This is a genomic window from Streptomyces sp. NPDC002309, assembly GCF_053593375.1.
Genome location: NZ_JBSFCI010000027.1, coordinates 17,185 through 37,339, shown reverse-complemented (window position 1 = coordinate 37,339; position 20,155 = coordinate 17,185). Strand labels below are relative to the sequence as shown.

The window sequence follows — 20,155 nt, the reverse complement described above, 5'->3', positions numbered from 1 at the left end:
CGGTGCTCACGCGGGGATCTCCTCGGCGTCGAGGGCCTGGGTGATCTGCTCGACGGTCAGCCACGGTTGCGGGGCGAGGACCTTGGCGACCTGCGGGGCGAAGGCCGGGGAGGCCACGACGACATCGGCCGTCGGCCCGTCGGCGACGACCTCTCCCTCGGCCATCACGACCACCCGGTCCGCCGCGCCCGCCACGAACTCCACGTCGTGCGTGGCGACGACGACCGCGCGTCCCTCGGCGGCGAGGCCGCGTACGACTTCCGTGAAGCGTTCCTTCGCGTGGTAGTCCAGCCCGCGCGTCGGCTCGTCGAGAAGGACGACCCCTGGGGCGGCCGCCAGTTGAACGGCGAGGACCAAGGCCAGTTTCTGCCCCTCGGAGAGGTCGCGGGGATGCCGGCTGCCCGGAATTCCGGGAGCGAGGGAGTCGAGGAGGGCTCGGCAGGTGCCGGGCGGAGCCGCCGATTCGGTGTCGCTCTGGGCGCATTCCGCGTCGACGGTCTCCAGGTAGAGCAGGTCGCTCGCGGTCTGGGGGACGAGGCCGACCAGTGCTCTCGCCTCGCGCGCCGAGGCCTTGCGGGGGTCGCTTCCGGACACGTCCACGGTGCCGGAGCGGCGCGGACCCGAGCCCTGCAGCGCCCACAGCAGAGAGGACTTGCCGGAGCCGTTGCGGCCCATCAGCGCCATCACCTCGCCCTTGCGCAGGTCGAGGGAGACCCCCCTGACGGCGAGGTGATGCCCGTAGGCGACGGTGACCTTCTCGGCGGACAACGCCGTGCCGCCGGGCGTCGTCGCGGGTGCGGCGGGCCGCCGTCCGTCCAGACGCTCGCGCAACCCGGCCGACCGACGGCGGGCATCGCGTACGGAGAGGGGAAGGGGCCGCCACCCGGCGAGCCGGCCGAGACGTACGACGGGCGGGGCGACGTCGCTGTCGGACATCAGGTCGGCGGGAGCGCCGTCGCGTACGCGGCCGTCCCCCGTCAGATGCAGGAGCCGGTCCGCGTACTGGAGGACGCGTTCGACCCGGTGCTCGGCCACCAGAACCGTGGTGCCCAGGTCGTGCACGAGACGGATGATCGAGGCGAGTACGTCCTCGGCGGCCGTGGGGTCCAGCGCGGAGGTCGGCTCGTCCAGGACCAGGACCCTCGGATGCGTCGTGAGCACCGAGCCGATGGCCACGCGCTGCTGCTGACCGCCGGAAAGGGTGCGCAGGGCGCGGCGGCGCAGCTCGGCGATGCCGAGCAGATCGAGGGTCTCCTCGACACGCTTGCGCATGATCTCGGGGCGCAGGCGCAACTGCTCCATGCCGTATGCCAGTTCCTCCTCGACCGTGTCGGTGACGAACCCGGCGAGGGGATCCTGGCCGACGACGCCGACCAGATGGGCGAACTCCTGCGGCGGGTAATGCGCCGTGTCCTGCCCGCCCACGGTGACCCTGCCTCGCAGATGACCGCCGGTGAAGCGCGGCACCAGGCCGTTGACGGCGCCGAGCAGCGTCGACTTGCCGACACCGGTCCGGCCCGTGACCAGGCAGAGCTCGCCCTCGCCTATGGACAGTTCGACGTCGCGGAGCGCGGGCCGCTCGGCTCCCGCGTAGGAGAACGTCACCGCGTTGAACTCGATCATGCGACGGGCTCCTTGAGCTGCGCTGGACGTGCCGGGTCGCCGACGGCGTCGGTCCCGCCCGGGTCCGCGGTGGACTCGGGCGGCGGAGCCAGCCAGGCCGGCAGCATGCCGATGAGGACCGCGACGGTGGGCAGGAGCGAGAGCTCGGGCCAGGTCAGCGGGTTCAGTGAGGGGTAGAGGTTCGCCGCGTCGATCTTCGTGGTGACGTACATGAGCGTGGCGGCGGCCAGACCGGAGGCCGTCACGGCCAGTTCGCCCGGTCGCCACGCGTCGGGCCGGTACCGGCTGCGACGCATCCGCCGGCCGCCGAGCAGAAACCCGGTCGTGGCCACGAGCAGCCCGCCGGCCAGCATGGGGGCCCCGAGGAAGCGCGGGGTGGAGGCGTCCATCACGCCGTACAGTCCGGCGCAGACGCCCAGCAGACCGGTGATCACCAGGAAGCCCGTGAGGAATCGCGCGGCCGGGGTGATGCGGCCGGTACGCCCGTAGCCGTGCGAGGCCATCGCCGCCGCCAGGGCCAGCGAGCGGTTCAGCGCGTCCTCCAGGACCGGGATGATGATGCCGCGCAACGCGCGGGCGCCCTTCTGGCCGCCGGCCCGCAGCCGCCGTGCGCGGCGTACCCGCTGGACGCTCTCGACGAGTTGGGGAGCGAAGGTCAGCGCGACGACGACGGAGGTACCGACCTCGTAGAGGGCGCCGGGCAGCGCCTTCAGCATCCGTTTGGGGTTTGCCAGTGCGTTGGCCGCGCCCACGCACACCAGCATCGCGGCCAGACGCAGTCCGTCGTAGAAGCCGCCGAGCAGTTGCTCGACGGCGACGCGGCCGAACAGCCGGATGCCGGCCGCCCAGGCGGGCAGCGGGATCTCGGGGAGGGTGAACAGGACGTGGTCGCCCTGCCCGCCGCCGAAGACGATGCGGAAGACCACACGCATGGTGACGATGAACGCACCGAGCAGCAGATACATACGGAACGCGAGCGCCCAGGGGGCGTCACCGCGTCGCCGCACCACGACATAGCCGCAGACGGCGATGATCAGGCTGAGCAGCAGTGGGTTCGTTGTCCGGCTGGCCGCGGTGGCCATGCACAGTGCCCACAGCCACCACGCACCGGGGTGGACGGTGCGTGGCAGCGGCGGGTGGAAGCGCAGGAGCCGATGGGTCACGGGGTGTCGCCGGACCCTGCGACCGCCCGGCGCCGGCGCCAGGCGGTGATCCCGGCCGCGCCCGCGAGGGCGACGGCGCCGCCGATCCCGGCGAGGGTGCTCATCGGAACGCCGTTGTCGGCGGACGCGTTCACCGACCGCATCCCGTCCTCGCCCACCCCGGTCCATTCCGGTGCCTCGCTGGGGAGGACCTCGGTCCCCGGCCGTGGTCCCTCGGAGGCGGACGTCGAAGGAGAGGCCTCGGAGTCACCGCGGGGGGACCTGTCGGCCTTGGGGCTCTTGTCGCCGGTGGGAGTCCTCGTTCCGGGTTCCGTACGCGCGCCCGGCGAAGTGACGCCGGAGCCCCCGGTGTTCCCTCCGGCCGAGGAACCGCCATGGGTGGAACCGCCGTCGGCGGCGCCACCCGAAGTGGAGCCACCCGAAGTGGAGCCGCCCGACGAGGAGCCGCCCGACGAGGAGCCGCCCCCTGTGCCGGAGGAACCACCGGAGCCGCCCCCCGTGGTGGAGGAACCACCGGAGTTGCCGGATCCGCCCGTGCCCGACGGCGGCTCGGCCGCCGGACGCACCGGTGCGATCCGCGGCGGCGGGTTGGTGGTGGACGTCTTGTCCTTGGAGAAGGACCAGCCCTCGAAACTGCCCAGCGGCGGCTTGCGGTTCATCACGCCCCACTGGCTGTACGTCCAGTCGCCGGCGTTCGGCGCGTGCCAGTACGACCAGTAGGCGGTCGCCGGGGGCGTGTCGATGCACGGCTCGCTCTCCGGCCCCGGCCTGCCCTCGATGCGGCAGACGAACGCCTCGCCCCAGCGGTTGGTGCCGGCGATCTGGATGCCCGCGTTCTTCAGCGCCGCATGGCCGGTTGCCTGGTCGCCAGGGGCGCAGCGGATGACGGTCGTCCCACCGAGCTCCTGGAAGTCGACGATCACGGTGACGCCGTCGGCGTTCGGGCAGTAGCCCGGTGTGCCCTTGCTGTGGTCGATCGCGTAGGCGGCAGGTGCGCCGACCACGCCGATCACCGCTGAGGTGCCTGTGAGGGCGAGCGCCATGACTCCGGAGCGGAGCCGGCGCCCTCTTGGAGCCGGGGACGTCACGTGTGGGCTCCCTGCCTGCGCCTGGCGGTGCGGAACACGGCGTAGCCGCCCGCGGCCAGCGCGAGCGCGGTGCCCCCGAGGACCAGAGCGCTGCCGCCGGTGCTGGCCAGCGGACCGCTCCCGCCGGCGGGGGCGGGGTCGTTCGGTGTGACGGTGGTGCCGGTCGTGGGCGTCGGGTCGCCGGTTCCGCCGTCGGAGGGCGTGGTGCTCGGGCTGTCCGACGGGTCCCCGCTCGGGCTGTCCGACGGGTCCCCGCTCGGGCTGTCGGACGGGTCACCGCTGGGGTCCTGGGAGGAGGTGCCGCTCGGGTCGCCGGACGGAGTGCCGCTCGGGTCGCCCGACGGGCTGCCCGACGGGTCGCCACTGGGATCGGGGCTCGGCCCCGGGTCGGTGAGGCCGATCTCGCCCAGCGGGATCTGCGCCAGCGCGAGCAGTGCCTGCGGCGTCGACCGGCGCCACTGGTCACGCTGGAACTCGGGGATGCCGTCGGACCGGGCAGCCGTCAGCGACTCGTCGTTGTAGGCGAGAGCGCCGATCTCCGCGGTGGCGGCGCCCGCGTTGGACGAGGTGATCTGATGTGCCTCGATCCACGCGGCGGCCTTGTCGGCGGCCGCCTGGTGGCCCGTGGCCGCGAGCGCCTGGCCGCCCAGGCCCGTGCTGTTGGCGTTGGGGAACGCGGTGGGTCCCGAGCCGATCAGCGCGCCGTCGTCCCGCTGAATCCCCGCGAGCCAGTCACCGCCCTTCCGCGCCGCCGCGGCGGCGCCCTCCGCGCCGTCCTCGGCCGCCGCGAGCAGCGCCTGTACGGCCATGGCGGTGGAGTCCGGGTCGAGTACGGCGCCTGGGCCCTCCGCGTCGCAGTCGCCCGTCACGGGGCCGCTGCCGAAGGCGTACGGGTAGAGACGGAAGCCACCGGAGGCGCACTGCTGGTCGATGAGGAAGTCGACGGTGCTCTGCGGCACGTCACCGCTGCGCGCGAGCCCGAGAACGGCCAGGGACTGAGCGAAGGTGTTGCTGGTGTCGCCGCCGCCGAGGACCTTGTCCTTGACGCGGCCCTCCTCCAGCCCCGCCTGCGGCCCGGCGATCAGGTCGAGCGTCTCCTGGCGCAGGTCGTACTCGCCGAACTTCGCGGGGTCCTCGCCCGCGACCACGGCCGCGTACAGCAGTTTGGCGGTGGCGCCCGCCACCCGCTGTCCCGGCTCACCCCAGGCGTCGTAGCTGTTGTATTCGCGCACATGCAGCTTGAGCTGGGCGACGGCCTCGTCGGCCGCCTTGTCGTCCGCGCCTGTCGCCTTGAGGGCGACCAGGGTGTCGATGGTCAGGCCCCAGTCGTACATGCCGGGGGAGAAGCCGGGTATCGCGCCGTTGTCGAGTTCGCCGGCCTGCCAGCGGGCGGCGGCGAGTGCGGTGTCCGGCCTCGGCTCGGCGACCGCATGGGGGCTGAGGGCGATCAGGCCCGCGGTGAGGAACGAGCCTCCGGCGCCGAGTGCGGCAACGAGTCCGACCGGTGGTCTGACGCCGACCATGGCACAGATCCCTTCGACGAGAGGTCTGCGCCGGGCTCCCGGGGCGCTGCCACGAAAAGGACCCTGGCACGCGTTCGGAAGGCGAACACGGCAGGGCCCGGGAAGCAGTTGCCGGGCTCCACGCTGCAGACCATGACAGTGAGAAGCAGTACACGTACGGCACCGGGTGCTCCGGCTCGCGGCAAGTGGTGTTCCGCCGCTCACGGTTGCAGGTCAGCGCCGGATTCACACCGGCTTTCCCCTGGTCGCGTACGCATTCAGTTGTGGATCCGCCCGCAGGCGGATCGGCCGTATAGTACGCGCCCTCGTGCGATTTCGGCCACCCCACCCCGTGCGGCGGGAGGTTGCGTGCCGAGCCGGGAAACCAGGTCGACGTGGGTCGGAGCGGTGTCCGATCATGCGTGCATGCCTCTGAGAGACACTCTGGCCCGAGTCGATGCCGACCTGGCCGCCGGCCGGGTTCCCCTGGCGCGGCAGCGCCTGCGCGGGTTGGTGTCGTCCTTCCCGGGCGACCTGACGCTGCGTCGGCGCTTGGCCGAGGTGTACCGCCTGTACGGAGAGCCCGCGGAAGCGGGTCGCTGGATGTACCTCGAACAGGACAGGGACCCGGCTGAGACCTCCGCCTTCGAGACGCGACACCTCACACCGCAGCAGCGCATGAGGGCACTCGCCTGGCGGGGTCCTGAGTCGCTCGCTCCGACAGCCTTCGCCAGGGAGCAGTTGGCGGCGGTGCGGGCCGCCTGTTCCGAGGCCATGGGCCGCCCCGTCGACTGGGACACCGTGCCGTCCGGGTGGAGGGAGGACTACAAGCGAAGGCCGCTCGCCGACTTCCTGGCAGGGACCGGATGCCTGGTGGCCGTCCTTGTGTGCCTCGGGCTCTGGGTGAACGGACTCGTCGCGCTCTTCGACTGACTCAGGTCACGGGGGGCGGTGAGCGGCGGGCCGGGTCGTCGTCGGGCGAGGTTCCGTCCGATCACGCTCCGGCGGGCAACGCCACCGTCGTGGTGACGCGTACGACACACGGCCTGCGCGGCGTCGAGCCGAACCCGAAGCGGACGGGGGGTTCCACCCGGGCGAGACGGCCGAGGTCCGCGCCCTCGTACGTGGCGGCGGCTCGGGTGATTTTGTGCAGGTCCTGAGCGCCGTACCACTCGCGCCGGCCGTCGCGGGCGCTGCCGCGGGTGCGCAGGCCCAGCAGACGGGCGGGCGGTGCCATGACCGCGGCCCAGGCCGGACGGGCGGCCAGGGCGGCGGGCACGGCGCCGAGGAGGTGGCCGAGGGGACCTCGCCGGCCGGTGACGAAACGCAGGGTCAGCGCCGCCGCCGTCACGCTCCACTCGGCCCCCGCGACCCGCACACGGACCGGGACGACCCGGACGTCGTCGAAGACGTATGTGGCGGCGACGAAACGCGCGATCTCCGAGGAGGGCGCCAGCAGGAGCCGGTGCCCGTCCGGCCGTTCCAGCATCACGTCGCTGAACGGCCCGAACGGCGACCCGGGCCAGTGGCCGAGCACGATCCGGGTACCGGAGGAGGTGCCGAGCCCCGCGATCCAGCCGTCGAAGCGCAGCCGCACCCGCCGTGCCGGCCCTGCCCCCGGACGGGCCGGAACCCGACCGCCGCCGTCCATGGCTCACCTCCCGGCATGCCGGGTACCCGCGTTCGGCGGTCGTGCCACCCCTGGCGGGCTCAGTAGTTCTGCCACTCGTGCCGGGTGTACTCGAGCACCGCGGGATCCATCAGGGTGCTCGCCCGGACGTCCTGGGGGCGGCGGTCGAGGGGGAAGACGGTGGCGGCCTCCAGCACGGCGTCGTCCAGGAACCGCAGCCGTGGCCTGTCCTCGGCCAGTTCCAGTGCCGGCGCGGGACCGTCGGCGCCGGGGACGGCGAGGACGTACCCCCAGTTGCCGAAGCTGGGGACGTCGACCTGGTACTCCGCGGTGCGGTACCCGGCCTTCTCGACGGTGGCCGCGATGGACCAGTACGACTTGGGGGCGAAGAAGGGGGATCCGCCCTGCACCACCACCCGGCTGTCGGGCGTCAGCGCGTGCCGCAGCAGGTGGTAGAACTCGACGCTGTAGAGCTTGGCCAGCGCCGCGGTGTCCGGGTCGGGGAAGTCGATGACCACCGCGTCATGACGCCGGCCGACGTCCCGCAGCCAGTTGAAGGCGTCGGCGTGGACGACCGTGACCCGAGGGTCGCCGAACGCGTCGCCGTTGAGCTCGGACAACGGCCCGAAGGTGCGCGCGATCCGGGTCATCGCCGGGTCGAGATCGACCAGTGTGACCTTCTCGACGTCCTCGTAGCGCAGCACCTCGCGCAGGGCCAGACCGTCGCCGCCGCCCAGGATCAGGACCGAGGAGCGCTTGCCCGACAGTGCCGGATGGACGAGTGCCTCGTGGTAGCGGTACTCGTCGACGGACGAGAACTGGAGGTCGCCGTTGAGGAAGAGCCGCGTGTCGGCGCTCCCCGTGAACGCGGTGGACCGGGTGATGACGATGTCCTGGTACGGCGTGGACTCGGCGTGGACGATCGGGTCCCGGTACAGCTTCTGACGTGCCGTCACCTCGATGTCGTCGGCCAGTACGTAGACCGTGCCGAGGACGGCGAGCACGGCGGCGGCCCCGGCCAGGAGCGACAGGCGCACGGCCCGCCGGGTCTCCCGGCGGAAGATCCACAGCACCACCACGACCCCGGCCACCGCGTTGACGGCGCCCACGACCAGGGCTCCCTTGAGCTGCCCGAAGGTGGGCAGCAGCAACAGCGGGAAGCACAGCCCGCCGACGAGCGCCCCGACGTAGTCCGCGGCGAACATGTCGGCGACCGCGCTGCCCGCCTCCTGCCGTCTGATCCGCTGGAGCAGCGTCATCAGCAGCGGGATCTCCGCCCCGATGAGCAGGCCGACCACGAACGACATGGTCACCATGGCCGGCATGTAGATCCGCAGCCAGGCGAACGTCACGTACAGGACGAGCACGGACAGGCCGCCGACGAGCGCCAGCGCGCCCTCCAGCAGGGCGAAGGCCCCGACCGCCCGCCGCTGCAGCGGCTTGGCGGCCAGGGAGCCGATGCCCATGGCGAAGACCATGACGGAGATGACCACGGAGGTCTGCGTCACGGAGTTGCCGATGAGGTAACTGCCCAGCGCGGTCAGCGCCAGTTCGTAGACGAGACCGCAGGCGGCGCAGACGAACACGGCGAGCAGGAGCAGGAAACGCGCCGCACGCGAGTGTCCCGGGGGTATGGGCGCGACGGCCGGATCGGTGCGGTCCAGGGCGGTGGTACTCACGGTGCCGGTTTCAGGAGACCGCTGCGCCGACCATGAAGGCCGCACCTACGTACATGGCCGTCTGGACCCAGGCGGCGGGGTGCGGGCGTCCGTCCTGGTCGTCCAGGACCGTGTGGCCGAGGCGCCCGGGCGTCAGCAGCCCGACCACGCACGCGATCAGGGTCATGACGACGACGCCGGCCAGGCCGTACAGCAGAGTGCTGAACAGGCCGTACTCGAGGCCCTGTTCGGACTCGCTGGCACGGATGGACTCGTCGATGACGAGGCCGATCGCGAGCGTCTGCCCGGCGAGGAGGACGGCGGCTCCCCGGTTGCGCTCCGTCCACACCACATGGACCAGCTTGCCGGGGGTGACGAGGTCGAGGGCGATGAAACCGACCGCCATCACCACGAAACCGACCAGGCCGTAGAGCAGGGCAGTGCCTGCGGACTCGAAGATCTCTGCCACGGGGTGCCTTTCGAGGACTGAGGATTGGTGTACTGCGGTGGCTTGTGGTGCGTGCGGGGTGGCGGTGGCCGTCGGTACGGCGGCTCACTTGCCGGAGCCGGGGCCTCCGCCGCGGAAGGAGTCACTGTCGGGATCCGGCCACACCGAGCTCACGTGCTTCCGCCAGCGGTGGTAACCGCTGCGGTAGTCGTCCATCTCGATCAGGCTGCCGTTCCCGTAGGGGCTGATGGCGACGATGTCGTCCCGGTAGCGCAGGAAGACCATGGAGCCGCTGGTGGTGCGGTCCTGGGCCGAGGTGTGCCGGTCTATCTCGTTCGCGACGGTGGGCGCCGGGTCTCTCACATCGAGGTACCCCCCGCCGCCTGCCCGGTACTCGCTGCGGATCCAGCTCGACGGCACGGCGTTGCCGTCGGAGCCGCCGCCGGAACAGGCGGCGAGCGCCGCGGTGGCGAGGAACAGGACGCCGAGGCGTCGGGCGGACTTCAACGGACCTCCAGCCGAGTGTGCGTCGCCACGATCGTGCGGCTCTGCGGGTAGGTGTGCCAGGTGCTCCAGGTCGGTCCGGTGCCGTGCCATGCGACGGTCAGCGCGGTGACCGCGTCCGGGGAGCCGGGGAAGATCCCGCACAGCGCGTGCGGGTGTGCCTCCGCCCGGCGGCGGATGTCCTCCACCCGCGCGCCGAACTCGCCCTCGGGGAAGCGCAGTACGCGGGCGTCGAAGCGGTAGTTCCAGCCGTCGACCTCGTGCTCCGCCGTGTCCGGCAGGCCCCCCTCGACGCCGGGCAGACAGGCCACGGTCTCCCGGACCGGCCCGGCGAGGACCTGGTGCGAGGCGCCCAGCAGTCTGAGCTGGACCTCCAGTCCCCCGACCGTCAGATCTCGCACGGCGAGCGCGGGGTGAGGAGCATGGCCGAGCGTGAACGACAACTGGTCGGCGTCGGTGTCGAGATACGGCGTGGCGAGGGCTATACCGCTCATCCGGCACAGCCTCGGAACTCGACCCGCGCCCCTGCGACGGAGCGCGCACACCGCAACCTCAACGAAGATCCCCCGGATTGGACCATGCAGAACGCGGCCGAGTATGGCACATGGGTCGGACGCCGCGCGGTGGGGTCGGGGCCGCGGGGCAAGGGGCCCTGGCCCCACCGGTCGGGAGGGCCGGGCCGGCCGGGGGTTGTCGCTCAAAGCCCGCCCGCCCACGCCGTCCCCGGCATGATCGCGCGGGTCCGGTCTCGCGGAGCGTGCCCAGCCTCGCACGGGGTCCGGGCTCCGGTCGGTCCGGATCTGCCGAGTGTGCGGCGGGCCGCGGCGGACGGCTCCGCCGGAGGCGCCTGTGGTGCGGCGCCTGACGGTGGCACTGCGACTGGCCGAGGAGAACCGTTGGCGTCGGACTGCTGAGATGGACGAACTGGCCCTCGCGGCCGGGTCTTTGCCGGGCTCCGGTGATTCCGCATCCTTCGCCTCTCCGGCCGGCCGCTGACAACGGGGCCGGCACGCGCAGGGCACTGGCGAAGCTCGCCGCGCTCGTGGAGTCGGGCGAGCTTCGCCAGTGCCATCAGAAGGACTCGGAGGGTTCGGAGGGTTCGAGGGTTTCGAGCGTTCACAGGGTTCGGATCGCGCGCAGGGATCGAAGAGTGCGCCAGGTCCGGAACGCGCGAACGGGGAAGTCCGTCGCGGCGGGCCGCGGATCTCAGCGTGCTCCGGTCCAGTTGTGGGCCACGTCCACCACCACGCGGTCGCTGAGCACCAGTACCCGGAAGGGCAGCCGCGCCCGCAGCCCGAGCCCGATCTGGGTGTCGCCCTCGAAGCTGCCGGCGAACCGGGTGTCCCTGAAGCTGCGGTATCCGGTGATGTCCACGCCCGGCAGCGGACGGCCCGCGCGGGCCGGGTACGTCGGCGCGCCGGTCTCGATGTCGTAGGCGGGTGCGGTGACCCGGACCTCCAGTATCGCTCCGCCGCCGACCGGTATGACGGTCCCCGAGCCGTCCTGGTGGAGCCGGTCGACGTAGCCGACCCAGTAGCCGAGCCCGGTGCCCGCGCCGGGGACGTCGACGACCATCCGGTCGTAGCAGGCGTGACTGCCGGTCCTGACGTCCGTGACCGACTCCGTCGTGCCCGTGGCACGGGACTCGACCGTGCTGCCCCAGCCGGTCGGGCAGGCCGTCGCCGCCGCGCGGGCCGCCGGGGCGGCCTGTGCCGGAGCGACCGCCACGGCCGAGGTCGCGCCCAGCAGTGCGAGCGTCACCCAGACCGTCCCCTTCGCGGTCCTGTTCACCGTTCCTTTTCGCGCCATTGCATCCCCCAAGGTGTGCATGTTGCCGATATCTCCTATGACACACGGGACCGGGGGAAGGTTGTACGCGGCGATCACGCGCTGTCACGCCCCGGGGCGGGGTCGTGCCGCGGTCCGCGGGCGGGGGCGCGTCAGAACGGCATACGGCCCCGCGCCCGGCGGCCCGCCGAGCCGCTGCGGCCGAGAGCCCGGGAGCCGGCCTGGAGGGACTTGCTGAAGAGCCGGCCCAGCACGCCGGGCGCCTTCGAACCGGCGCGCGACCCGAGACCGAGGGTGCGCTGGGCGCCGTTCTGCGGATGCCGGGAGAGGCGCGGGAGGAGGAAGGCGAGGACGGCGAGCACCACGCAGGCGAATATCACTGCAACGATCATCATGCGGACTCCTTGGTCGCGGTTACGGACACCGGAACCGCATGCCCCGATCCGCCGTGACCACGCACCGTGTCCGCGTGGGCGGGAATGTGCCACCGGGCGTGAGAGCGCTGTCCGCACGGCATTTGGCCCCGTGCGCCGGTGTGTACGAGGCTGTGTTCCGTGAGCGCTCCGCGCCGCTCGCCGGCTCGCCGCCGGCAGTCGCCGCCCCGGGAAGGAACGACCGAATGATCATCTTCGGCACCAAGGGATACCTGTACCAGCTCGCGATACTGACGCTGCTGTGCGGTCAGTGCGGCAACCCCGCGGCGCACACCCTCAGGAAGCGCGTCACCAAGTTCACGTTGTTCTTCGTCCCGCTGTTCCCGTTCTCGACCAAGTACGCGACCCAGTGCACCTTCTGCGGGGCGGAGCAGAGGGTGACCGAGGAGCAGGCGGAGCGGCTGCAGGCGCAGGCGACCGGCGGGCAGGGTGGTCAGCCGTTCGGGCAGCCGCAGCAGCAGCCCTACGGGTCCTGACGGGGGACCGGGCGTTCCGACGCGGTGTCAGCGCCCGGCGGCCTCTCGTGTGATGGCGTCGAACCGGGCGCCCATCGCCTCGGCCAGGGCGTGGGCGGCCGAGAGCGGACGGACCATGACCATGAATTCCTTGATCTTCCCGGTCTCGTCCAGGCGCAGGAAGTCGCAGCCCTGGAGCTGCTTCCCGCCGACCGTCGCCGTGAAGACGAGGGCGTGGTCGCGGGCGTCCGGGGCGCCGATCTCCCGCTCGTAGGCGAAGTCTTCGAAGACCTCGATGACGGCGCGCAGGATCGCGGCGGTGATGGCTTTGCCGGGGTACGGCTTGAAGACGACGGGGCTGGTGAAGACGACGTCGTCGGCCAGCATGGCCTCCACGGCGTCCATGTCCTTGCGTTCGACCGCCTGACGGAAGGGATGCATCGGGCTCACCTTGGGCACTCGGGAGTCGACAAGACAGTCAACGAATTGAATAGGTGGCTGCGAGGCTACGGCGGCTGCGCCGGCCTTGTCCAGGGGTTGGATGTTCAACTCGTTGACTAGTCAACGCGGTGCTAACTTGGCGCGATGGCATTGCGCAACGCGGTGATGGCCGCACTTCTGGAGGGCGAGGCGTCCGGGTACGACCTCGCGAAGGGCTTCGACGCGTCCGTCGCCAACTTCTGGATGGCCACCCCTCAGCAGCTCTACCGGGAGCTGGAGCGGATGGAGAGCGAGGGGCTCGTCGCCGCGCGGCTGGTCGAGCAGGAGCGGCGCCCCAACAAGCGGCTCTTCTCGCTCACCGAGGCCGGCCTCGCCGCCGTCCGCGCCTATGTCGCCGAGCCTCCCGCCCGCCCGATCGCGATCCGGGACGAGCTGCTGGTCAAGGTGCAGTGCGCGGACGTCGGCGACCTGGACGCCGTACGCGCGGCGATCTCCGAGCGGCAGGAGTGGGCCGCCGCGAAGCTCGCCCGCTACGAACGCACGCGGGAGCGGATGCTGGACGGGCGCACGGAGGACGAGTACTTCGCGCGGTCCGAGCGGATCGGGCCTTATCTCACGCTCCTGCGCGGCATGTCCTTCGAGCGGGAGAACCTGCGCTGGGGCGAGCTGGCCCTGCGGCGGCTGGAACAGCGCGCGGCGCCGCGCTGAGCCGAAGGGGTCCGCCACCGCCGCGCGGGCATGCCGTGACGGCCCGTGACGCACGGCGCTTCCGGCTCCGACGCGAGTACGTACGGGCGCCGGCCCGACGCGAGTACGTACGGGCGCCGGCCTGACCCGGACGCGCACGGGCCTCGGCCCGACCCGGACGCCCACGGGCGCCGGCCCGACGCGGACGCACACGGGCGCCGGACCGGCTGGGCATGCGGGCGTGCCCGAACGCTGGGATCATGAGGGGGCTATCGCTGCCCCCGACCACCTGACGGACAACGGTGGTGAGCGCCGTGACGGTGAGGAACGACAACGACGAGGAGCCGGCGTCTTCGCGCGTCGACCCGGCGGGCGTGCCCTATCTGCGCACCCGGCTGGCACCGCCCGCGAGGCCCGCCACGTTCCTGCGCCGGGAGCGCTTGACCCGGAGCCTCGACCAGGCCCTGCGGGTGCCGCTGACCCTGGTCGACGGGGCCGCGGGCGGCGGCAAGACACTCCTGGTCGCCGACTGGGCCGCCGGCCTCCCGCACCCCCTGGCCTGGCTGACCTGCGACGCCGCCGACCGGGCCCCCGGCGTGTTCTGGGCCTACGTGCTGGAGGCCCTGCACGGCGCCGCGCCGCCGGTCACCTCCGAGGTCGGCAGCCCCGCGGAGGCCGGACGCGTCGACGGCGGGCTGCTGGCCCGTCTCGCCGCCGGACTCGCCGCACGGGACCGCCCCGTGGTGCTCGTCCTCGACGAGTACGACCGTGTGAGCACCCCCGAGGTCGCCGAGCAACTGCGCTTCGTCCTCGACCACGCGGGGCGCGGGTTGCGGCTGGTGCTCGTCAGCCGCGCCGAGCCCCTGCTGCCGCTGCACCGGTACCGCGCGGCGGGCCGGATGACGGAGATCCGGAACGCGGATCTGGCCTTCACCCCGGAGGAGGCCGCGCAGTTGCTGACGCTGCACGGACTGTCCCTGCCGCCGAGCGCGGCGCGGGCGCTGGTGCGGCGCACCGAGGGCTGGGCGGCGGGTCTGCGGCTGTGCGCGCTGGCCGCCGGGCAGAGCCCGGATCCGGAGACGTACCTCAAGGAGTTCGAGGCCGGCCGCAGCACCGTCGCCGACTTCCTGCTGGCCGAGGTCCTGGACCGGCAGAGCGCGGAGCGGCGGGACCTGCTGCTGCGGGCGAGCGTCCTGGACCGGTTCTGCCCCGAACTGGCCGACGCGCTGACGCTGCGGACCGACGCGGAGGCCCACCTGGCCGCGCTGCACCGCGAGAACACCTTCCTCCAGCGGCTGGGGGACCGTTCCTGGTACTGCCTGCACCCGTTGTTCGCGGAGATCCTCAGGGCACATCTGCGTGAGCGCGAGCCCGGGCTGGAGCCCGAACTGCGCCGCCGGGCCGCGCGCTGGCTGCGCGGGTCGGGGGCCCTGCCCGAGGCACTCGCCCAGAGCGCCGCCGCGGGCGACTGGGAGTTCGCCGCCGGGGCCCTCGTCGACGACCTCGCGATCGGGCAGCTCTTCACCGGGCTGCGCGCGCGGGATCTTCGCGACCTCTTCGCGCACATGGACCCCGGTACGGCCGGCCCGGCCGCCGACCTCGTCCGCGCCGCCCGCGCACTGGACCGGCACGATCTCCCGCGCGCTCTGCCCGCTCTCGACCGCGCCCGCGAGTCCCTGGCCGGGGACGGCCTCGCCTCGGGTGCGACCCGGCTCAGCTGCGCCCTGCTGGAAGCGCTCGCCGCGCGGCTGACCGGTGCGCCGGACGCGGCGGAGCGGGCGGCCCGGGCGGTGGAGGCCATCAGGCCGGACGTGCCCGCCGACCTCCTGGACGCGCACCCGGAGTTCACCGCCCTGCTGCTGACGCACCTGGGCTGCGCGCGGCTGTGGGCCGGACGGTTCGACTCCGCCCGCGCGGCCCTGGGCATGGTCGCCGAATCCCCGGGCGGCGCGTCGACGGCGCTGCCCCGGCTGGAGTCCCTGGGCCACCTCGCGCTGATCGACCACCTGACCGGCCGGCCGGACCGGGCGGAGCGCAGGGCGCGGGCGGCGGCCGCCGAGGCGGAACGGCACGGCCTGGCCCAGGGCGCCGGGTCCGGCATCGGCACGCTGGTCCTGGCGGCCGTCGCCGTCGACCGGGGCGAGCTGGACGGCGCCCGGGCGCTGCTCAAGGAGGCGGCCGACCTCCCCGGTTCCCGGGACCCGGTGGCTGCGGCGGGCCGGGCCGTCGCAGAGGGGCGCCTCCGCCTGGCGCGGGGCGACGCAGGGGCCGCGCTGGAGACGGCGGACCGCGCCCTGCCCGCCGCCGCCGGCTCCCCCTGGGCCGAGGAGCAGCTCGCCCTGATCGCGTCCGCCGCCCATCTGGCGCGGAACGACCCCGAGTCGGCCCTCCACGACCTGCGCCGCGCCTCGGGCGACCGGGCCGTGACCGCCGTGGCCGCGGCACGCGCCTGCCTGGCGGCGGGCCGGCTCGACGAGGCCCGCGACCTGATCGACCACCTTCCCGGCGGCGACCGGCCGGGCCCGGCGGTGACCGTGCGAGCCACGCTGGTGCGGGCCGAGGTCGCCCACCGGGCGGGGGACCTTGCCGCCGCGCGGCGCCTCGTCGCCCGTGCGCTGCTCGACGCGCGGCGTGAGCGGTTGTGCGGACCGTTCCTGGAGGCGGGTCCCTGGATCCGGCCGCTGCTGGCAGCGGACCCGCTGCGGGAGCTGACCCACGGCTGGCTCACCGCCGGTCCCGGCACCGGCGGTGACACCACCCGGCCCGCCGGGCAGGCGTCCTCGGCGCTTGTCGTGGAAGAACTGAGCGCACGCGAACGGGACGTGCTGCGGCGCCTCGCGCGCATGATGTCGACGCAGGAGATCGCGGACGACCTGCGGGTGTCCGTGAACACGGTGAAGACCCATCTCAAGAGCGCCTACCGCAAGCTCGGCGTCAACCGGCGGGGCGAGGCGGTGCGCCGTGCCCGCGAACTGCGGCTGCTGTGAGGCCGAGCGACCGCCTTCCCGGCGGTGGTCCATGACCAGGGTGCCGCCGCCCGTCGCCGGGCCCGCGCGACCCGAGGAGGCCGGACGGTGAAAGCCCGCGGACGACAGGCATCCGACCGGGCCGCGCGTGCGGCCGAGCGGCGGGCGCACACCGACTACACGGGCGGCGTCTACGGATCGATGCTCGCCGCCTCCGTGGTGGCCGGGACCGGCACCCTCGGCTCGTTCCCGCTGGTGCATCTGGTGCTGCTGCTCCTCCTCACGGGCGCGGTCTTCTGGATGGCGCACGTCTACGCCCAGGTGTTCGGGGCGCGGCTCGCGCAGCAGCCCCTCAGCCGCCGGGTGCTCGGGCACGTCTGCCGTGACGAGTGGCCGATCCTCAAGGCCGCCGTGCCGCCCGCCGCGGCGGTGGCGATCAGCCCGCTGCTGGGTCTGGACGTACCGGGAGCCGCCTGGCTGGCGCTCGGAGTCGCCGTGGCCGGCCAGGTGGGCTGGTCGATCGCCGCGGCCCGCCGCGCCGGGGCGAGCGCGCGCATGCTGGCCGTCGCCGCGGTGGTGAATTTCGTGATCGGCATGCTGATCGTCGGCTTCAAACTCGCGGTGACCCACTGACACCGGGAATCCGCGAGGTCACCTGCCCGGGGTGAGGCCGCACGGGCCCCGGAGGCGCACGATCGCAGGGTGGCCGCAGCCGGCCCGGTGCAAGTCGCCCGCGGGAGAGCAGCCCATGCGCTATGAGATTCGCGTCGACGGGCAGGTGTCGGAGACGCTGACCGCCTCCTTCCCCGAACTGGAGCACGTGGTGATGGCCGGTCAGACGGTGTTCTACGGCCCGGTCGTGGACGAGGCGCAGCTGTACGGGCTGCTGGCCCGCTTCCAGGCGCTCGGTCTGACCGTGGTGGAGATGCGCCGGCTGGCGCAGTGACGCTCCTCAGTACCCGTCGGCCGTGACGCGGCCGGACAGGGCGGCGGCCTTCAACCCGTCGTGGTCCCGCTCGTTGCGGTCGGCGTAGGACTGGGCGAACTCGGTCAGCGCCCGTTCGAAACGGGCGCTGCCACCGAGGTAGGCGGCGATGGCGACGGGATCGCCCGAACGCGCGTGGGCCCGCGCGAGCGAACCCCCGCACAGTCCGCCGAAGACCGCCATCAGGCCCGGGTCCATGGTCTCCGGCCGGGCGATCCCCTTCCAGTCGCGCAGCTGACGGACGTAGAAGTCCCGGTCCCGGCCGTCGAGACCGACCGTGTGCGTCCAGCCGAGGAAGATGTCGCTGGACGTCTGGATGAGACGCTGCCCGGCCACGACCCGGCGGCCCTGGTTGTCGTACCGCTCGCCGCCCGTGTGCGGGGCCAGCACCGACTCCTGGGCCTCCTTCGCCTGCAGCAGCAGCGGATCGTCGTCGTCCCGGCCGAGCAGCAGCGCGATCCAGCAGCGCGTGCCCACGCTGCCCACCCCCACCACCTTGCGGGCCACGTCCACCAGCCGGTAGCGGCGCAGCAGGAGCCGGCGCTCGGAGGACAGGCTGTGGGTGTACCTGTCCAGCAGCGCGCCGAGTTCCTGGGCCTGGTCCTCCTCGCCCGCGCCGGGCACCAGGTCGCGCAGCGGAGTGATCAGCGGCGGGTCCGGCGCGATGCGCCGGCCCTGCGCCGTGGGCCGGGTGAGCTGCTCGAAGGCCTGGAGACGGGTGCGGGTACGGGCCTTCGCCGAGGCCCGGGCGGTGCGCCGCCGGGCCTCCCTGTCCATCGGGGCCTCCAGCAGCGCGCGCAGATGGCGGACGTCGTCCTGGGCGTACCAGACGTCCAGCGTCCCCATGCCGGCGAACGCGCGCATCCGCTTGCGGTACGCCCGGACGCAGGCGTCGACGGCGCGGTTCTGTTCCACCAGCGAGAACCCGTTGGCCCGCCCCGCGATGACGAAACTCGCCGCCAGGCGTTTCACATCCCATTCGAACGGACCGGAATGCGTCTCGTCGAAGTCGTTGATGTCGAAGACCAGGTGCCGCTCGGGCGAGGCGAGCAGGCGGAAGTTCAGCAGATGGGCGTCTCCGCACAACTGCGCCGTCAGTCCGCTGCTGGGCAGCGGGCCGAGGTCCGCCGCCATGACCGCCGCCGCGCCCCGGTAGAAGCGGAACGGTGATTCGAGCATCCGCCCGTACCGGACGGGCACGAGTTCCCGGACGCGGCCGGCGGACTGGTGCTCCAGGACGTCCACGGGATCGGGTCGTCGCTGATCCGCCTCGAACCAGCCGTGGCACGAACGCGAGGCGCGGCTGCGTGCCGCCCGGCCGTACGCCGCCCGCTCGGCGACGGTCGGGGGGACGGCGAACGCGGTCGGCAGGGTCATGGTCGTCGTCCTCCCGCGTCGTCCACCGCACGGCTCCGCCGCTGCGCCAGCCCCGCCTGCACCGCGCCCGCCAGCACCCGCGCGGCGACGCCCACCAGCAGCAGCCCGCCCGTCATCTGGAGCATCGCCAGCACCCGGCCGGTCTGGGAGCGGGCGGTGATGTCGCCGTAGCCCACGGTGGCGAACGTGGTGAGGGCGAAGTACAGGGCGTCCGTCCTGGTCAACGGCTCGCTGAAGGCGGCGGGGCAGGAACGGCCCAGCAGGTAGTAGGCGCTGGCGAAGAGCAGCAGGAACAGCGGCACGGTGGCGGCCAGCGCCTCCACGGCCTTCAGCCGCGGATGGGGCGAGCGCACGATGGTGCGGATCTCCCAGGAGAAGACGACCACGACGGCCAGCAGGCCGCACACGAGCCACGCCACGGTCTCCGCGTCGACGTTCTCCATCGGGATCAGGAAGTAGGCCGTCACCAGACCGGCCGTGATGACGCTCCCGCGGACGACCGCCATGAGCGCCATCCGCCGGCCGGGACGCGACGGCATGTCCATCTCCGCTCCGTTCCGCCGGGAACCGTGCACCGCAACCACCTCAGCGCCGCGCCGCCGTCCGCGGATCACCCGCCATGGGTGATCCGGTGCCTCCGCGGGCGGCGCGACGCTGACCCGGTGGCACGTCAGGACGGCACCGCGCACCTGTCGCACCGACAGCCCCGCGCCGCGCCGGACCCCCGCGAGGAGGAGCCATGACCGTTTCGCCCGATCCGGCAGCCCGGTCCGCGCCGGGCCCCTCGGCCGGCGGCGCGACACCCGCCCCGGGCGGGGACCCCGAGGAACTGCTCGCACGGCTGGGCGGCTCGTGGACGTGGCTGCTGGGTTCGGCGCTGGCGGCGCTGGTGCCCGGCGTCCTCGTCCTGGTCTGGCCGCAGGGGACGCTGCACGTCCTGGCCGTCCTCATCGGGCTGTACCTCCTGGTGACCGGGGGCTTCCGCTTCGTCGCCGTCTTCGCCCAGGAACACGGCGAGAGGCTGCCCGGTCTGCTCCTCGCCGTGCTGTACGTGCTGGCGGGAGTGCTGTGCCTGAGACATCCGCTGCAGACGATCGCCGCGCTGTCCCTGATCGTCGGGATCGTCTGGCTCGTCACCGGCATGCTGACCGCCTACGCGGCCCTCGCCGCCAAGACCCTGCCCCACCGCGGCGTCCTCTTCGGCGCCGGAGCCCTCGGTGTCGTCGCGGGCGTCGTCGTGCTGGCCCTGCCCACGGAGTCGGCCGTCGCCCTGACCAGGCTGCTCGGGCTGTGGCTGGTGCTGCTCGGCCTGGTCGAGGTGGCCGTCGCCCTCGCCTGGCGGGCCGCGTTGCGCAAGGCGGGCCTCGGCCGCGGCGCCGGCCCGCCGGCCGAGGCGTGAGGAGGAG

General features: G+C 73.2%; 21 protein-coding genes. 7 read left to right on the top strand and 14 right to left on the bottom strand.

Annotated elements, in window-relative coordinates:
* Positions 1-6: 6 nt before the first annotated feature.
* From ACWCPM_RS22770 to ACWCPM_RS22755, 4 genes are read right to left on the bottom strand one after another with little or no spacing between them, the layout of a single operon-like run.
* Entirely contained in the window at positions 7-1,623 is a 1,617-nt protein-coding gene (locus tag ACWCPM_RS22770) for an ABC transporter ATP-binding protein (protein WP_450978069.1), read from the bottom strand.
* Positions 1,620-2,786, bottom strand: coding sequence for a CbiQ family ECF transporter T component (locus tag ACWCPM_RS22765; RefSeq protein WP_450978068.1), 1,167 nt, complete (start codon positions 2,784-2,786; stop codon positions 1,620-1,622). The genes ACWCPM_RS22770 and ACWCPM_RS22765 overlap by 4 nt, the downstream gene beginning before the upstream one ends.
* On the bottom strand, positions 2,783-3,829 hold the full coding sequence (locus ACWCPM_RS22760) for a hypothetical protein (protein ID WP_450978067.1): 1,047 nt from the start codon (positions 3,827-3,829) through the stop codon (positions 2,783-2,785). Before ACWCPM_RS22760 ends, ACWCPM_RS22765 begins: the two co-directional genes overlap by 4 nt.
* A gap of 41 nt (positions 3,830-3,870) precedes the next feature.
* Positions 3,871-5,397: a hypothetical protein gene (locus tag ACWCPM_RS22755; RefSeq protein WP_450978066.1), complete on the bottom strand. Its 1,527-nt coding sequence runs from the start codon at positions 5,395-5,397 to the stop codon at positions 3,871-3,873.
* Positions 5,398-5,802: 405 nt separating this feature from the next.
* On the opposite strand from ACWCPM_RS22755, the gene ACWCPM_RS22750 reads away from it, so the two are divergent.
* Positions 5,803-6,309, top strand: coding sequence for a DUF6584 family protein (locus tag ACWCPM_RS22750; protein ID WP_450978065.1), 507 nt, complete (start codon positions 5,803-5,805; stop codon positions 6,307-6,309).
* A 61-nt stretch (positions 6,310-6,370) separates the two neighbouring features.
* Here the strand turns inward: ACWCPM_RS22750 and ACWCPM_RS22745 are convergent, their stop codons facing one another.
* From ACWCPM_RS22745 to ACWCPM_RS22715, 7 genes are all read right to left on the bottom strand, one after another.
* On the bottom strand, positions 6,371-7,027 hold the full coding sequence (locus tag ACWCPM_RS22745; protein ID WP_450978064.1) for a hypothetical protein: 657 nt from the start codon (positions 7,025-7,027) through the stop codon (positions 6,371-6,373).
* Between the two features lie 59 nt (positions 7,028-7,086).
* Positions 7,087-8,685 (bottom strand): polyamine aminopropyltransferase, encoded by a 1,599-nt coding sequence (locus tag ACWCPM_RS22740; protein ID WP_450978063.1) that lies wholly within the window; start codon positions 8,683-8,685, stop codon positions 7,087-7,089.
* A 10-nt stretch (positions 8,686-8,695) separates the two neighbouring features.
* Complete coding sequence (locus tag ACWCPM_RS22735; RefSeq protein WP_450978062.1) at positions 8,696-9,133, bottom strand: DUF350 domain-containing protein; 438 nt, start codon at positions 9,131-9,133, stop codon at positions 8,696-8,698.
* Between the two features lie 84 nt (positions 9,134-9,217).
* Positions 9,218-9,619 carry a DUF4247 domain-containing protein gene (locus ACWCPM_RS22730; protein ID WP_450978061.1) on the bottom strand — a complete coding sequence of 134 codons (402 nt, stop codon included), beginning with the start codon at positions 9,617-9,619 and terminating at the stop codon, positions 9,218-9,220.
* Positions 9,616-10,110: a DUF2617 family protein gene (locus ACWCPM_RS22725; RefSeq protein WP_450978060.1), complete on the bottom strand. Its 495-nt coding sequence runs from the start codon at positions 10,108-10,110 to the stop codon at positions 9,616-9,618. Before ACWCPM_RS22725 ends, ACWCPM_RS22730 begins: the two co-directional genes overlap by 4 nt.
* Before the next feature lie 712 nt (positions 10,111-10,822).
* Positions 10,823-11,407 carry an AMIN-like domain-containing (lipo)protein gene (locus tag ACWCPM_RS22720; RefSeq protein ID WP_450978059.1) on the bottom strand — a complete coding sequence of 195 codons (585 nt, stop codon included), beginning with the start codon at positions 11,405-11,407 and terminating at the stop codon, positions 10,823-10,825.
* 149 nt (positions 11,408-11,556) lie between these two features.
* Positions 11,557-11,799 carry a DUF6411 family protein gene (locus tag ACWCPM_RS22715; RefSeq protein WP_450978058.1) on the bottom strand — a complete coding sequence of 81 codons (243 nt, stop codon included), beginning with the start codon at positions 11,797-11,799 and terminating at the stop codon, positions 11,557-11,559.
* A gap of 224 nt (positions 11,800-12,023) precedes the next feature.
* Between ACWCPM_RS22715 and ACWCPM_RS22710 the strand changes: the two genes are divergently transcribed.
* A complete protein-coding gene (locus ACWCPM_RS22710) occupies positions 12,024-12,314 on the top strand; it encodes a zinc-ribbon domain-containing protein (protein ID WP_450978057.1) in 291 nt (96 codons plus the stop codon).
* 27 nt (positions 12,315-12,341) lie between these two features.
* On the opposite strand, the gene ACWCPM_RS22705 is transcribed toward ACWCPM_RS22710, so the two are convergent.
* The gene (locus ACWCPM_RS22705; RefSeq protein ID WP_450978056.1) at positions 12,342-12,734 is read right to left on the bottom strand and encodes a nuclear transport factor 2 family protein; all 393 of its coding nucleotides are present in this window, start codon (positions 12,732-12,734) and stop codon (positions 12,342-12,344) included.
* A 144-nt stretch (positions 12,735-12,878) separates the two neighbouring features.
* Between ACWCPM_RS22705 and ACWCPM_RS22700 the strand changes: the two genes are divergently transcribed.
* The 4 genes from ACWCPM_RS22700 (at position 12,879) to ACWCPM_RS22685 (ending at position 17,333) form a co-directional block, all read left to right on the top strand.
* Complete coding sequence (locus ACWCPM_RS22700) at positions 12,879-13,442, top strand: PadR family transcriptional regulator (protein ID WP_450978055.1); 564 nt, start codon at positions 12,879-12,881, stop codon at positions 13,440-13,442.
* A gap of 293 nt (positions 13,443-13,735) precedes the next feature.
* Positions 13,736-16,408, top strand: coding sequence for a LuxR C-terminal-related transcriptional regulator (locus ACWCPM_RS22695; RefSeq protein WP_450978054.1), 2,673 nt, complete (start codon positions 13,736-13,738; stop codon positions 16,406-16,408).
* An 87-nt stretch (positions 16,409-16,495) separates the two neighbouring features.
* A complete protein-coding gene (locus ACWCPM_RS22690) occupies positions 16,496-17,020 on the top strand; it encodes a hypothetical protein (protein ID WP_450978053.1) in 525 nt (174 codons plus the stop codon).
* A gap of 115 nt (positions 17,021-17,135) precedes the next feature.
* The gene (locus ACWCPM_RS22685) at positions 17,136-17,333 is read left to right on the top strand and encodes a hypothetical protein (protein ID WP_450978052.1); all 198 of its coding nucleotides are present in this window, start codon (positions 17,136-17,138) and stop codon (positions 17,331-17,333) included.
* A 6-nt stretch (positions 17,334-17,339) separates the two neighbouring features.
* Here the strand turns inward: ACWCPM_RS22685 and ACWCPM_RS22680 are convergent, their stop codons facing one another.
* Both ACWCPM_RS22680 and ACWCPM_RS22675 read right to left on the bottom strand, forming a co-directional pair.
* Positions 17,340-18,749 (bottom strand): DUF2252 domain-containing protein, encoded by a 1,410-nt coding sequence (locus ACWCPM_RS22680; RefSeq protein ID WP_450978051.1) that lies wholly within the window; start codon positions 18,747-18,749, stop codon positions 17,340-17,342.
* Positions 18,746-19,288, bottom strand: coding sequence for a potassium channel family protein (locus ACWCPM_RS22675; RefSeq protein WP_450978130.1), 543 nt, complete (start codon positions 19,286-19,288; stop codon positions 18,746-18,748). Before ACWCPM_RS22675 ends, ACWCPM_RS22680 begins: the two co-directional genes overlap by 4 nt.
* 200 nt (positions 19,289-19,488) lie before the next feature.
* Between ACWCPM_RS22675 and ACWCPM_RS22670 the strand changes: the two genes are divergently transcribed.
* Complete coding sequence (locus ACWCPM_RS22670; RefSeq protein ID WP_450978050.1) at positions 19,489-20,148, top strand: HdeD family acid-resistance protein; 660 nt, start codon at positions 19,489-19,491, stop codon at positions 20,146-20,148.
* Positions 20,149-20,155: the final 7 nt, after the last annotated feature.

Excerpts from the sequence above, each read along its gene's own strand:
- ACWCPM_RS22715 (WP_450978058.1), bottom strand. The coding sequence starts at position 11,799 with ATGATGATCGTTGCAGTGATATTCGCCTGCGTGGTGCTCGCCGTCCTC.
- ACWCPM_RS22750 (WP_450978065.1), top strand. The coding sequence starts at position 5,803 with ATGCCTCTGAGAGACACTCTGGCCCGAGTCGATGCCGACCTGGCCGCC.
- ACWCPM_RS22755 (WP_450978066.1), bottom strand. The coding sequence starts at position 5,397 with ATGGTCGGCGTCAGACCACCGGTCGGACTCGTTGCCGCACTCGGCGCC.
- ACWCPM_RS22700 (WP_450978055.1), top strand. The coding sequence starts at position 12,879 with ATGGCATTGCGCAACGCGGTGATGGCCGCACTTCTGGAGGGCGAGGCG.
- ACWCPM_RS22745 (WP_450978064.1), bottom strand. The coding sequence starts at position 7,027 with ATGGACGGCGGCGGTCGGGTTCCGGCCCGTCCGGGGGCAGGGCCGGCA.
- ACWCPM_RS22710 (WP_450978057.1), top strand. The coding sequence starts at position 12,024 with ATGATCATCTTCGGCACCAAGGGATACCTGTACCAGCTCGCGATACTG.
- ACWCPM_RS22760 (WP_450978067.1), bottom strand. The coding sequence starts at position 3,829 with ATGGCGCTCGCCCTCACAGGCACCTCAGCGGTGATCGGCGTGGTCGGC.
- ACWCPM_RS22675 (WP_450978130.1), bottom strand. The coding sequence starts at position 19,288 with ATGCCGTCGCGTCCCGGCCGGCGGATGGCGCTCATGGCGGTCGTCCGC.
- ACWCPM_RS22725 (WP_450978060.1), bottom strand. The coding sequence starts at position 10,110 with ATGAGCGGTATAGCCCTCGCCACGCCGTATCTCGACACCGACGCCGAC.
- ACWCPM_RS22705 (WP_450978056.1), bottom strand. The coding sequence starts at position 12,734 with ATGCATCCCTTCCGTCAGGCGGTCGAACGCAAGGACATGGACGCCGTG.
- ACWCPM_RS22685 (WP_450978052.1), top strand. The coding sequence starts at position 17,136 with ATGCGCTATGAGATTCGCGTCGACGGGCAGGTGTCGGAGACGCTGACC.
- ACWCPM_RS22680 (WP_450978051.1), bottom strand. The coding sequence starts at position 18,749 with ATGACCCTGCCGACCGCGTTCGCCGTCCCCCCGACCGTCGCCGAGCGG.
- ACWCPM_RS22670 (WP_450978050.1), top strand. The coding sequence starts at position 19,489 with ATGACCGTTTCGCCCGATCCGGCAGCCCGGTCCGCGCCGGGCCCCTCG.
- ACWCPM_RS22770 (WP_450978069.1), bottom strand. The coding sequence starts at position 1,623 with ATGATCGAGTTCAACGCGGTGACGTTCTCCTACGCGGGAGCCGAGCGG.